At 57.5% G+C, this 13,552-nt stretch carries 8 protein-coding genes; 7 read left to right on the plus strand and 1 reads right to left on the minus strand.

All coding sequences use genetic code 11. The annotated features are described in order from the left end of the window. Positions 1-16: 16 nt before the first annotated feature. The gene (locus Mal65_RS11235) at positions 17-961 is read right to left on the minus strand and encodes a YfgM family protein (protein WP_145297319.1); all 945 of its coding nucleotides are present in this window, start codon (positions 959-961) and stop codon (positions 17-19) included. 717 nt (positions 962-1,678) lie between these two features. Between Mal65_RS11235 and Mal65_RS11240 the strand changes: the two genes are divergently transcribed. The 7 genes from Mal65_RS11240 to Mal65_RS11270 all read left to right on the plus strand — a co-directional run bounded on the left by Mal65_RS11240 (position 1,679) and on the right by Mal65_RS11270 (position 13,197). Further along, the gene (locus tag Mal65_RS11240) at positions 1,679-4,252 is read left to right on the plus strand and encodes a polysaccharide biosynthesis tyrosine autokinase (protein ID WP_165701208.1); all 2,574 of its coding nucleotides are present in this window, start codon (positions 1,679-1,681) and stop codon (positions 4,250-4,252) included. Positions 4,253-4,903: 651 nt separating this feature from the next. Continuing rightward, positions 4,904-6,697, plus strand: coding sequence for an exosortase U (gene xrtU, locus Mal65_RS11245; protein ID WP_145297324.1), 1,794 nt, complete (start codon positions 4,904-4,906; stop codon positions 6,695-6,697). A gap of 69 nt (positions 6,698-6,766) precedes the next feature. Next, a complete protein-coding gene (locus Mal65_RS11250) occupies positions 6,767-8,305 on the plus strand; it encodes a tetratricopeptide repeat protein (RefSeq protein WP_145297327.1) in 1,539 nt (512 codons plus the stop codon). A 140-nt stretch (positions 8,306-8,445) separates the two neighbouring features. Next, positions 8,446-8,865, plus strand: coding sequence for a hypothetical protein (locus Mal65_RS11255; RefSeq protein WP_145297329.1), 420 nt, complete (start codon positions 8,446-8,448; stop codon positions 8,863-8,865). A gap of 47 nt (positions 8,866-8,912) precedes the next feature. Further along, positions 8,913-11,555 (plus strand): hypothetical protein, encoded by a 2,643-nt coding sequence (locus Mal65_RS11260; protein ID WP_145297332.1) that lies wholly within the window; start codon positions 8,913-8,915, stop codon positions 11,553-11,555. Between the two features lie 104 nt (positions 11,556-11,659). Next, positions 11,660-12,619: an ABC transporter ATP-binding protein gene (locus Mal65_RS11265; RefSeq protein ID WP_145304846.1), complete on the plus strand. Its 960-nt coding sequence runs from the start codon at positions 11,660-11,662 to the stop codon at positions 12,617-12,619. Positions 12,620-12,816: 197 nt separating this feature from the next. Further along, positions 12,817-13,197, plus strand: coding sequence for a GxxExxY protein (locus tag Mal65_RS11270; RefSeq protein WP_145297335.1), 381 nt, complete (start codon positions 12,817-12,819; stop codon positions 13,195-13,197). Positions 13,198-13,552 lie beyond the last annotated feature (355 nt).

Here is a 13,552-nt window from a genome sequence, read left to right on the forward strand (position 1 = left end):
GCTTCAGCGTCGGACGTCAAGGCGTTTCCGATTCCTGGGCATCGGCTTCGGCATCAACGTCGGCTTCGGGTGCATCCGGCTCGGTGGCATCCGAATCCGCGGCTTCCGGCTCGGTGGCTTCTGCTTCGGCAGCGTCGCCCGCTGTGTCTTCCGCGGAAGTGTCCGTCTGTTCGGCCGGTTCAGCGTCGGTCATTTCTTCGGTGGCTTCGTCGGCCGGATCCGTGGTCGGTTCTTCGGTTTCCAATCCCAAGCCAAGATCGGGCAGTTCCATGTCGGGCGACTCGGGCAATTCCGAGGCGTCCGGCAACGCGGGCGGCAGCGAAGGCTCGGCCGGGGCGAAGTCTTGTTCGCCGAACCAGGTCAAGAAGTCTTGGGTCGCCGGGCTCTCCAGTGCTTCGATCCGGTCGGCGGCCAATTCGGTCATGGCTTCCGATTCATCGGCTTCCATCACGGACTTGTATTCCGCGATGGCTTCGTCGACGTTCCCTTGTGCTTCGGCGATCCGGGCCAGCCCATAATGGGCTCGTGAACGCAACGTCCGCGAAGTGATCGTGTTTTCCGCGGGGGCTTTCAAAGCTTGTCCGTAGGATTCGGCGGCGTCGCCCAGCAGGTTCAGGGCTTCTTCGCGGTCTTCGAACAACTGGGCCATGCCGTCCGCCATCAGTTGGTCGGCGGTGTACAGTCGCGCCCAGTGTGCCGCGGCGGTGTCGGGGTATTTTTCGGCGACGCGGGCGAAGACTTCGGGGTCCCCGGATCCGCCGGCTTGCAGCAATTGCAGCGTCGCATCGCTGCGAGTTTCGGTCCGCGTGGTGGAGTAGAAGCTCAGACCGAAAACCAGGGCGATGACAGCGATCACGCCGGCCAACAGCCACTTCGAATAGGGCTCGATCTGTTTGCTGAAGCGAGCGAGTGAGTTGGCGAGTTCGTTTTCCTGCAGCTCGTGCCGGCGTTCGCTATTCATTGGGGGCTTTTTGGGGGCTGTCGGCGGCGAAGGGATCGCGCCAGCGGCATCGACGATTTTGGGCCCCGCAAGGCGCTCCTTCGGCGGTACCGGGCGAAGCGGCGAAGTATAGAAATCACTTGGACTTAACGTCAATACATGCGGCCAGTGCGTGCCGGGTACCGTGGTCTCGGGCGGATCCAGGATAACGGTGCTCCGGATTGACCCGCAGGCGAACGTTTCGTTTGACCAAGCGTCCGCCTGGACGTCAAACTTTGTCAGCCAGCCGAATCGAATCGGCACTCTTTGCATGACCCGCAAAGTCGGATGAGTTCGTGGGCGTTTGATGAGAGTTTTGTGAATTGACGCGACGGGGCTGATTTTTTTCCGGCCGCGGCGGTCAAATTGCGTCGCCAAACGCGGGGAAACAGCCTCCGACTTGCGGCTCGGGCACAACAAAATCGCGTCAGACCGGGGCGGGGAATGCAGAAATTCGAAATCGGCTGATGGGCATTGCCGGTCGTCCGTTTCGGAGCGTCCAAGGTGGGACGTGGCGACTTTGAGGGATGCGTGCATTGTGGCGCGCCGCAAGTCGGGAAACCGCCAGGAAGTGGCCACATTTGCTGGTCTGGTTTGCCACCCCTCTGTAATATGAATCGCCAGTTCAGTGTCCTCTCCCCCCCAAGCGAGCGAACCCCCAGCTGCGGCGGGATCTTGTACTACTTCAACGAAATTCGCATGAGCACGAACGAACTTTCGAATCGCCCGTATTCCAATTCGCCTGCGATGATGCAGGCGCCGATCGCGATGATGGATCGCGATGGAGCCGACGGCGGCAAAAATGAAATGCCCAACATCGGTGCGGCCATGTGGCGTTACCGCTGGGCGGTGGCTCTGCCGACCATGCTGGGCATGGTGGCGGGATTCTTGTTGTTCCTGCGGACCAACGAAACATTCCGGGCAACGACCCAGATCATGATCGAGTCCAATCGCCCCGCAGTGATGGACACGATGACCGGCGAAATGGTCGGCGGCGTGCCGAGCATTGAAATCGTCCAAGCCCAATTGTTCAGCGATGAGGTCATTCGAGGGGCTTTTGAAAACCCCGAGATGATCCAATACCACGAAACGTTGGACGAGGGCGACGGTCCCTGGGCACGCTTCGTCGAAATGGTGAAGAAAGACGAGGTGCTGGAATTGGAGCCCGAGGTTTCCGATGTGAAGACGGCTCAATCCGTCGTCGCACTTCTGCACTTCGACAGCCCTAATCCTGATTTGTCGACCGCGGCGGTGACAGCGTTCAGCCAGTCGCTGCAGCAGTATTACAACAAAAAGTACAGCAACAGCCGTGATGAGCTGAAACGATTCATCAACGAGGCGACGGATAAGGTCCAACCGCAACTGGACAAATATGAGTCCATCTACGCTCAATTCCGCAAGGAATCCGATCTCTTCTTCGACGAACAGGGCAACGCGATCAACCCTCACCGTGTGCGTGTCCAGGAACTGATGGCGGATCGTGGCAAACTGGTGCAGGAATATGTCGATTCCGAACTGACGTATCGATCGATCAAACAAACCGTCGAAGGCGCTGAAGATCCACGACTGGCTTTCACGATTGTTTCGCAACTGCTGGATCGTCCGCTCAGTCTGCCTAAGGAATTGGACGCCACACGCCTGGCCATGGGAGCCGACGACGGCGAACTGGCGTCGATGGAAGTCCAAGAAGAACTGGCTCCGTTGAAAGCCGATCGCGATGCACTGGCCGCGGAACTCGGCAAGGGTCACCCGCACGTCAAAGTGCTGGACAACAAAATCGCGTCGTTGGAAAAGGCCTTGGACCGCCTGGGGCAAAGTCGTTCCAGTCGTATCGGGCAGCTGATGGATGATGAAGAACGCAAGACCAAGCAGGCCTTGCAAGCCATCGATGCGGTTCAAGCCACCGCGAAGACCAAGGTCGACATGTTGAAGCAACGCTTGGATCTGCTGACCAAAGAAATCGAATCCGAAGCCGCCAAAGGACGTTTGCTTGCAGACAAAGAAGTCGACTACATCGCACTGCAAAACAAGATTGAGGGGACTCGTGAATTGGTCACGCAAGTCAGCGAAAGCATGGCTCGCGTCGACATGTCGACCAGTACCGAAAGCGAAACGCGTGTCGTTGAATTGATCGCCGCGAAAGGCGCTTACTTGGTCGCACCGATCTTATGGAAACTGGTTGGCATCGGCGGCTTCCTGGGATTGGCGTTGGGTGCCGGCATGGCATTCTTGTTGGAAAAGAACGCCAACACCTTCCGCGACCCGGACGAAATCGCCGCCAGCCTGGGCACCAGTGTTCTGACGCACGTCCCGTTCTTCAAAAAGCGACTGACAAAACGTGGAAGCGGTCAAAACGCAGACAAGGACAGTCCCTACAAAGAACTGGATCCCTGTTTGGCCGTCCTGCACTCGCCGTCGTCCGTCGCCGCCGAATCGGTCCGGTCGCTTCGAACGGCAACCTACTTCGAATTGGCGGGGGTCCAAGGCGGCAAGATTTTGCAAGTCACGAGCCCGTTGCCCGGGGATGGTAAGAGTACGATCGCGGGCAACTTGGCGTGTGCCATCGCACAGAGTGGCAAGAGTGTTCTGGCAATCGACTGTGACCTTCGGCGTCCCCAGTTGACCGATAACTTTGTGATGCAAGATCAGCTTGGGCTGACCAATGTTCTGAACGGTGAATGTGAGTGGCAGGAGGCATGCCACACGACGCCACTGGGGCACCTGGACGTCATGCCCAGCGGTCCAATTCCGGCCAACCCGGCCGAAGCGTTGACGTTGCCAGAGATGGCCGAAATGCTGGAACAGCTTCGCGAGCATTACGACTATGTGATCGTCGATACGCCGCCGCTGTTGGTCGTGACAGACCCCAGCATCTTGGCCAGCCTGGTCGACGGCGTCTTGCTGACACTGCGTGTTCGCCGCAAGAGTAAGTTGAACGCTCGCGAAGCGGTCAACATTCTCAACAGCGTCGGCGGCAACTTGATTGGTACCGTGATCAACAACTCCGACGAAGCGTCCAGCAGTGATGGCTACCGCGGATACGGCTACTACCGCTACAGCCGCTATGCCAAGAAGTACTACCGACGCGGCGGCAACGCCGGCGAAGTGGTGCCCAAGGGCAGCAAGAAACGAAGTGGCATGGTCGTCAGTGGACGCAGCACACAAAACCGCGTCCGCCCGTCCGAAGCGATGCCGCCTCAAAACGAAGCCGTCGCCGCCGCCGCGCCCGTCACACGCCCCAGCGTGCCAAGCGATCACCAGGCTGATTCGTAGAGTTTGGACGCGGGGCAGACCCGTCCGACGGAATTTTAGGTAACACGACCGGCCGTGATCCCGATGGGTTTGCGGCCGGTGCGTTTACTGCGGTCTTGAATCCTAAAAGAGTGTGAAGTCGCCGTGTGTGAAGCTTGCAATGCCGGGGACTGCTAGTTCAGAATGCCAAGTCGGTGCTTCGACACGTGAACATTGTTCCAATGGTTCGGTCGCTGCATCGCACCGAAGTCCCAAAAATGGCCAGCTGATCGGATGTGCTGCAACCTTTTGGGCTTCGCGAAACCCAACCGCCATTGTCCCGCCCGCCGGTGAAACCACGGACGAGACGGCGGAAAACTTGGATCCCGAATCCGCGTGACCTCGACGTCCACGGTGGTTTTCAGGGTCGGCCGGATCATCAGCCTTGCTTCCCACAACTTGGCCGACCCGACCGCCGCTGGGCGTTAGGATGACAGGATTCGGTTCTGGCACGGCTGCCAACCACCCCTATTACGCGGTCGCCATGGCCGTTGCGTGGGGACCACGGTGCGAATTATTTGTAACGCCAGCTCATTTGGGCGTGATGGAAAATTCGCATCCAGGCGACGGATCCGACCGCGATTCAAAGCCAACGTTTCGACAAAGCACGTTTCCAACGTCCCACCAGATAGTATGTCCACGATCGAATCTGAAACTCCGGTCGCCGTTGATGCACCGGTTACGTTCGACCAACCCGAAAGCGACCAACCGTCGCGATCCTTCTTCGATCGCACGTCCAAGTGGATGTGGTTCTGGGGAGGTCTGTTCGCGGCGTGTGTGCCGCTGTTGATTCCCTACTTTGCCGACATGTGGGCGGCACCGCACTATCAATACTTCCCCTTCGTGTTCTTGGCCGTCGGTGCTTTGATCTACACACGAAGCGATCGCCAGTATTATCCGCCGGCGGGATGGCTCGGGTGGTCGTTGGTTGTCTTGGGGATTGCCACGTTGGCATTGGCGATCGTCAACCAAGCGGTTTGGTTGGGCGGGTTCGCTTTCGTCTTGATCGGCATCGCGTTTGTCGCGTCATTGCGTGGCGACGAAGACATTTCACTGCTGGCGCTCGGATTCCCATTGCTGATGCTGGTGAAGTTGCCGCTGAACTTGGACACCTTGCTGATCCAAAACTTACAGAATTTGACCACCGAACTGTCCAGCGTGATGTTGGACGTGTTCGGCGTCTCGCACGCGATCGAAGGCAACATCATCAAGCTGGCCGATCGCGAGTTGTTTGTGGCCGAAGCCTGCAGCGGAATCCAGTCGGTTTTCACCCTGGCCTTTTTGGCATCACTGTTGGTCGCGTTTTTGCGACGTCGTTTGTGGTTGGCACCGTTCTACCTGGCCATTGCGATTTTGTTGGCGGTCGCCGGAAACGTCGTTCGCGTCACCACCGTTGCTCTGGCTGCGGTTTGGAACGGCACGGACCTTTCGTCCGGCATCTCGCACGACATTTTGGGGTACACGACTTTGGCGCTGGCGGCGGCACTGTTGTTGTCCTTTGATCAGTTGATCATCACGTTGTTGCACCCGGTCGAATTCACTTCCGACGGCATGCTGGACAACCCGCTCGTACGGTTTTGGAACTTCTTGGTCAGCGACGCGCCTCAGCCCGACCAACGATCCAGTTACCGTTCGTTTGATGAAAGCGAAAGCCGCCGGTATCGCAATCAACAATTGCCCGGTTGGATGCAATCGGCCATCGAGAATCCTTTGGTCCGCTATGGGTTTGTCGGCGTCGCCGGTTTACTGATGTTGGCATCGATCGGCCAGTTGGTTCGCATGCAATCGCGTGCTCCCACCCAGACCGTCCACTCCTCGGACGCTCTGTTCGCACCAGCGCCTGACATGTGGGGCGATGGATTCGAGATTTTCCAGTTTTCGGATCACACCACCGCGCGTGACGGAAACAATCCGCGACTGGGCGAGAACGCGGATTTGTGGCAAGTCCAAGTCGGCGAATTGGTCGGCCAAGTCGTGCTGAGCCAGCCGTACAGCGGATGGCACGAACTGTGTGTCTGCTATCAAAACCTGGATTGGGAACTGGTCAATCGTGACGTCGTCGATGACGTCGATATCAAAGTCATGCCGGAACTGAGTGATGATGAATCGTTCGTCACCGCTCGGTTCAAACGTCCCGGCGGCCAAGAAGGTCTGCTGATGTTTTCGGCCGTCTCCTATGACGGTTCGATCCCATCATCGCCCGGCAGTTTTGGTGCGTTTGGTTCGCGGTTGTTTGGTCGGCTGGATCGAAACGGCATCATCGATCAAACCGACATCATGATGTTCCAGTTCTGGCTGCCCACGCCCAAGAAGCTGGACAACAAAGTCATTCGTCAGTTGCAAGAAGAGTTCGTCAAGGCGCGAGCCGTTGTTGCGAAGAACGTTGTGAATCCCGATTCGGCATCGGTTGCCAAGCCAGAAGCCTGAATCTTTTCCCCCGGTATCGTTGTTCACGACTTCGCCAAACATCCAATCATCAACCCGACCTGATCGAACATGAAATACTTGAACCCGGTCAATTGGTTCCGCTGGATCGGACAATTCATCAGCGCTTACCTGTACTCGATTCCGTGGAAGGAAGCGCCGCGTGCGATTCCCGCGATCATCTTGATTTTGGCACTGGTCGTCATTGCCGGCGTGGCCTTCACCGATGATTCGAACTGGCGAAGCAGTTTGATTGCACGCCAATTGGCCGACGCCAGCGAACAAGACGATTATGAAACGATGGAATTGGTGCTGCGACGCCAACTGCGGGCCGAGCCGAATGACAATGATTTGAATTTTCGCTTGGCGTTGGTCTTGCACGAACAGGAACGTGACGACGAAGCCAAGTCGATCATGACCCAGTTGGCGACCCAAAAACGATTCGAACAGGCCGCACGCTGGCTGGTCGCCGAGGATTTCGTCGGCAAGTCATGGGGCAATCTGGACGACGACGAAAAGGAGATGTTTGGGTATCTGTTGAAGCTGGTCAACGAAAAGACGCCTGATGATGTGAACTTCAAACAACTGTACGCCGACTACTTGATCGCCAGTGACCGGATGAAGGACGCGGCGGGATTGTTGGAACAATTGTCGACGGCTTTCCCGATGCGGGGATTACAGGCGGCCGCGATTTACCGGCGGCTGGGCGACGAACAAAAGGCGGATGAACTGGGACGCCACACGCTGAAGCACGTCTCGGGCATGCTGGACGATGACCCGACCAACACGGTGTTGGCCCTGGCCGTCGCGCAAACGCAACTGTTTGATAAGCAATACATGCCGGCGATCCAAACGATCAAACGAGCCGTCGATCGTGCAAAGACCGACCAAGAACGTCAACGTGCCCGTTCGGCGATGGGCGAAGCGATCGTGGCTTGGATCATGCACATGAAGGAAACGGCAACCGATACGCCGGAATCCCAGGCTGATTTGATGCGCAAGCTGTCGGTCGCGGTCCGCTTCGCACCCGACAATCCACGTGTCTTGACGCTGGTTGCCGACATGGTTCTGTCGACCGCACAGTCGAATAACCCCGAAGTCCAAAAGCTGCAACGCACCTTGGTCGAAGGATCGTCGCCCGGCGTGTCGCACTTCATCTTGGGGACCGGTGCTTTGATGCGTGGCAACCGAGAATCAGCGATGAAGCACTTGAAGATCGCGGCGGAACTGCTGCCGCAAAGTGCAGCGATTCTGAACAACTTGGCCGTCGCGATGACGACCCGCGACGACGCCGAATTGGAAGACGCACTGGAACTGATCGAACGAGCGATCGAGCAGACGCAGCCCAAGACGACGCCCCACTTCTACGAAACGCGCGGCCAGATTCTGTATCGGTTGGAACGTTACGACGAAGCGATTCCGGATCTGTTGCGCGCCTTGGCTGTCGATTCGTTGAAGCTGAACGCGCACAAAGCGTTGGCCGTTTGTTACGAGAAGATCGACATGGAAGAAACCGCCCAAGGCCACCGCGATCAGATCGAAGCCATGGAATCCGAATCGGAATCTGATGCCGAAGGTGACGACGAAAAAGAATTCGATCTGGGACTGTAGGCAGCACACCGGCGGTGCGCGTACACCGCTCTGTCGCACGTCGTATGTGGTGATCTGATATCTTGATGCGCTGACGCTGCCGGGGGCGTCTTCTTTGGCCCCGGCCCCTTTCCAACTGATTTGGGGCGTTTGCGCATCGAATGGAACCCACCGCACCCACACACGACGATCGGGTTGTCGGCCCGTCGGATGACAGCCCGCATCACCACGGCGAACCTGATCGCGGGGACGGTGCTATCGAAGCATCGTTCCAACCGATCCAGCGAAGCCGCTTGGTGCCACAGATTTCGATCCGCTGGCTGTTTGCCGCCACGCTGGTGGGAGCGATTCTGTACGCGATTGCCAGACAAGCCGGCGAAGGCGTGGCCATCGCGATCGCCTTCATGTCAGTGGCTGGGTATCTTGCGGCGTTCTTCGCAACACTGGGGCTTTTTTTCTTGATCGCATGGAGCTTTGCGGTCTTCTTTCGACGCGAAGATCCGGATGCGTTGGTCGGCAGCCCCTTCGCCGATGGCCAGCTGCCGCCTCAGTGGTTGCCGCCGCGGGATCGTTCTTCCTAAGTCTGCAAAGAACCCGTCGGGACCCTGTCGCAGAAAACTGCATGCCCATGAAATTGAACCGAGTCAAAACAGGTGGTCGTCCAGGCGATCGGTGGCGGAGCAGTGTGATCGCGTCATTGATTTTCCTGGCATGCGGTTGCGTCGCGTCCATTGTCCATGGCCAGTCCAATAACGCTTACGCGGTCACCAAGCCAACGATGCCCGGCATCCGGGTGTCCAATCAGCGTTTTCAACGCATCAACATTCCACCCACAGCCACCGCCGCATTGGGCTTCAACGTGGTGGTGACGATCCCCGAATTCAATGACGCCGGTTACCTGCCTGTCGACGTGACGCTTCGATCAGCACGCGCGTTTCCGGCAGATCGAAATTTTGTCTTGCGGCTGGAACAACAACCCGCCGATGTCATCCCCGCCACGAATTTGGTGCAGATCGACATTCCGATTCGTGTTGCCGAGCGTTCGCGGTTGGTCAACGTCGCTCACGCCGTGCCGCGATACACCTGGAACCGGCCGATGACGGTGACGCTGATGGAATCAGGGATGCCGATTCCTGGTTGCCAGGCGACGCTAGCCGGACCGGTCAATGGTCAAAGCCAGATGATTCGCGAAGCCACCTCGCGGGAACGTTTGGTGCGGCCCCTGTGGATCAGTCCTTCGGCGTCCGGCCCCAACAACCAATGGATCGAATCATCGCCCTACGTCACCGATGATGTCGCCCCCGATTCGACGCGTGGCCGACTGATGCGTTTGTTGGCAATGCGAAGTCGGATGCCGCTGGATCGATGGGGTTGGACGCGAATCGATGCCGCGATGGCGTTTGCGGACTGGCGAATCTACAACCGGTTTTCCTGTGTCACGCTCAGTGATGCGACCCTGGGCACTTTGGCACAGGATCGCGTCGACCGCATCACGCCACTTTCCGATTGGGTCCTGTCCGGCGGCGCGTTGGTGGTCTTGGATTCGGCCAACGTCCAGGAAACTCTTGCGACGCTTGGGCTGGGCGACGGCCGCGTGGCTGAACGCGATCCGCCGTCGGTTGATTGGACACCGGTCAATGCGGCCAAGTCCGCCGCGCAGCAAATGCTGGAACCGTCGATTGAAAACTGGGTTTCGCTGACCGGCGGATTGCCGCCGCAGGCCGATGCGATGCAAACCGACAGCCAAATGAATCCCGCGCCATATGGGCAGTACACCGAAGCGGACAATCCGATGGTCCCGATGGCGGGTTTCGAGGCATTCGGCGGTCGCGCCTTGCCCGTCTTGGACAAACAAGGCCGACGCATCCGTTTGCCGGCGGACGTGCGCGACGCCGCAATTGCGTTGCAATCTGATATCGATGCCGACCACCAGCTTTTCCGTCAATCCGGCGATACAAAGTGGTTTCGCGTCGGAGCCGGGCAACTGGTGGTGATCCCAGTCAAGCAAAGAGCCTATTCCGCGATCGATTTGTCGTGGCCCGTCGTCCAAGCACAGTTGGCAACACTGGACCACGTTCCGATCGTTCGCCGAGGCGTGGACCCACTGATCGGCGATCAGCGTTACTTTCGATGGTTGATTCCCGGCGTATCCCAGCCGCCGGTGTACGCGTTCATTGGCTTTTTGTCGGTCTTCGTCATTTGCGTCGGACCGCTTTCCTATTATTGGACCAGCAAGACAGGTCGTTTGCATTTGATGTATGCGATTGCTCCGGTGCTTGCACTTGGAACCACGGGTGCGCTGTTGGCTTATGGGGTGATCAGCGACGGGTTCGATGTGACCGCTCGTGCCCGCCAGATCACCGTCGTCGATGGAGTCACGGGGCACGCCACCCAGCGTGATCGCGTGACGTACTTTGCCGGGATGCAGCCCTCGGATGACCTGAAGTTCTTGGCCAGCGATGAAGTCTATCCGTATCGCCAAGGCGGTCAGCGTACGATGCACCAGATCGCCCAAGACGCGGTCCGGAATGTTCCGGCGTTGGTGATTGATGACGAATATCAGCGTTTCGACAGTCAATTCTTGCCGTCGCGAGATCAACGCCAATTCGTCGCCCACCGTGTGGTCCGCGATTTGGGGAACCTGTCCTGGGTGCGTCCCCCCGGACCCGAGGTTCGTCCCGTGCTGGAGGTGCTGGAAACGGTCCAGCAACAGCTTGACCCGATGTCTTATAACGGCGGCGATGAAGGCGAATCACTGCCCGACGTTCAGCCCGCGGAACCGATACGGGCCTCTCCGCCACCGGTGCTGTCCAACGGGCTTCCCTGGAAACTGCAGAACTTGGTGGTCCGTGGCGACGACAATCGTTATTGGTACGTTCCGGTGGTCAAAGCCGGCGAAGAAATCGAACTCCGGCAATTGAAAGATTCCGAAATTGGCAAAGCGTTGGGGATGGTCTTTCGCCAACAGCGCTTAAGTGGCAGCTATGAAATGGTGGATTGGAGTCGTTCCAGTTCCACTTATGGTCGCACCGCCACTCGGTATCGGGATCTGATTTATGATGTTATCCAGTCGGGCGTGTTCGGTCGTGCCGACATGACACGGTATCAAGACGGGGCGATGGAACGTGAACTGCAAGAACAATTGTTGTTTCAAAGTGCATTGCAACCCAATCAGTTTGTCGCCCTGGCACCCATCACCCGATCCGCCATCGTGTTGGACGATGTGGAGGTGGTTGAAAGCATCCACTTTGTGATGGGGACGTTGCCGTGAACACACCCACGCCACCTGGGGCAAGCAACGCGGCCGCATCCGCACCGCCAGCGGTCGATGATGGTCAACCCAGCACCACGCCAGACCATCGGCCCAGCAATCGAATCGTTCCCAGCGTCCACACGGGCACCGGGCCGTGTATCGAACTGAGGCGACTGCACCGGTTTTTCGGCAAAACCAAAGCGGTCAATGACATCTCGTTTTCGGTCGACCCGGGCCACGTGTTCGGATACATCGGACCCAACGGCGCCGGAAAAACGACGTCGATGCGGATTTTGGCGACGCTGGATTTGCCCAGCTATGGCGACGCCTTTGTCGACGGCTTCAGCGTGGTCAACGACCCCGAATATGTCCGTCGTCGGCTGGGGTTCATGCCTGATTCGTTCGGCACCTATCGTGATGTGAACTGTCGCGAGTACTTGGACTTCTTTGCACGAGCGTATGGGTTGTCCGGGGACGATCGACTGCGGCGTTTGCGTTGGGTGTTGAACTTCACCGGCACCGAGGGCATGGCCGAAAAACCCATTCGTGGGCTCAGCAAAGGCATGAAGCAACGTTTGTGTTTGGGACGTGCCCTGATTCATGATCCGGCTGTCTTGATTTTGGACGAACCGGCGGCCGGGTTGGACCCGCGAGCACGCATTCAATTGCGACGGATGATTCGTGAATTGGCCGATCGAGGAAAAACGATTCTGATCAGCAGTCACATTTTGACCGAACTGGCGGAAATCTGTGACACCGTTGGCATCATCGAACAAGGACAATTGTTGGCAACCGGGTCGGTCGAACAGATCCAACACCAACAGGCGTCGCACCGCGACTTGAAAATTCGAATTCTACAACGTGCCGATCAGGCCGCCCGTTGGCTGGAACCTTTGGACCAAGTGGATTCCGTGGTGGTCGACGGCGAACTCGTCCGATTTGAATTTCACGGTGACATTCAAGAACAAGCAGATTTGGTGGCCAAGTTGTGCGGTGAGGGATTCTTGGTCGCCGAGATCGAATCTCATAAGAAAAGTCTGGAAGACGTCTTTCTGCAAGTCACCGAAGGATTGGTGCAGTAGACCCACATCCAAACACCGGCAGATTCATGCGAAAGAAAGCTGCCCACTCTTTTTTTCCTGAGTTGCCGAAACCAGGTGCCAAGTGGGTTTCGGAAAGCAAAACACGGAGGCACCGAGGACACAGAGAATCCGTCCCCGTACCAGCTCTGTGATCTTTGTGGCTCCGTGTTTCAAACTCGATCACGGAAAGGATAACGATGAGTGAAGTGGACCGATTGACTGAAGCAATCATCGGTGCCGCGATCCAAGTCCACAAACGACTTGGTCCCGGTCTATTAGAATCGGCCTACCGAATCTGCTTGGCGTACGAACTCCGCAAGCGAGGTCTCGAGGTCGTTGAAGAAATGCCGGTCCCTGTTATCTACGACGATGTGAAACTCGAGTGCGGGTTTCGAGCTGATCTGATTGTGAACGGTCAGGTTGTCGTTGAGCTAAAGGCAAAATCTGCAATTCATCCGGTCGATAAGGCGCAAGTTTTATCGCATCTTCGTTTGTTGAAATTTCGGTTTGGTTTGCTCATCAATTTCCACGAGCAGCGCGTCGTTGATGGCATCAGCCGGATCGTCAATGGGTACTGAAATGAATCGTGAATGAGTTGAAAACACGGAGGCACCGAGGGCACAGAGAATTCGTCCCCGTACCTGCTCTGTGATCTCCGTGCCTCCGTGTTTCAAACTCTCGCTCACTCCATCCAGGCTCAGTTTTTGAAAACAATGAGGGCAGGACTCAATTACTTTTCTCCGTCAGACAACGTGTGGGCTTGGTGTGATCGATCGTCATGACCCGGACGACGATTTGCTCCGCACAGGCGGTCGGTGTGACTCGGGTAAACTTGACGAGTGATCCGAATGTGAAATTGGTCCTCCATTGGGTTCAGTGGCCTGCGAAGTTTCCGAAACGCGAAAATTGGCGGTCCCGGCAGTCCGGTGGCGC

Origin of the sequence: Crateriforma conspicua (assembly GCF_007752935.1) — a bacterium.
Lineage (GTDB): Bacteria > Planctomycetota > Planctomycetia > Pirellulales > Pirellulaceae > Crateriforma > Crateriforma conspicua.

Excerpts from the sequence above, each read along its gene's own strand:
- Mal65_RS11235 (WP_145297319.1), bottom strand. The coding sequence starts at position 961 with ATGAATAGCGAACGCCGGCACGAGCTGCAGGAAAACGAACTCGCCAAC.
- Mal65_RS11240 (WP_165701208.1), top strand. The coding sequence starts at position 1,679 with ATGAGCACGAACGAACTTTCGAATCGCCCGTATTCCAATTCGCCTGCG.
- xrtU (WP_145297324.1), top strand. The coding sequence starts at position 4,904 with ATGTCCACGATCGAATCTGAAACTCCGGTCGCCGTTGATGCACCGGTT.
- Mal65_RS11250 (WP_145297327.1), top strand. The coding sequence starts at position 6,767 with ATGAAATACTTGAACCCGGTCAATTGGTTCCGCTGGATCGGACAATTC.
- Mal65_RS11255 (WP_145297329.1), top strand. The coding sequence starts at position 8,446 with ATGGAACCCACCGCACCCACACACGACGATCGGGTTGTCGGCCCGTCG.
- Mal65_RS11260 (WP_145297332.1), top strand. The coding sequence starts at position 8,913 with ATGAAATTGAACCGAGTCAAAACAGGTGGTCGTCCAGGCGATCGGTGG.
- Mal65_RS11270 (WP_145297335.1), top strand. The coding sequence starts at position 12,817 with ATGAGTGAAGTGGACCGATTGACTGAAGCAATCATCGGTGCCGCGATC.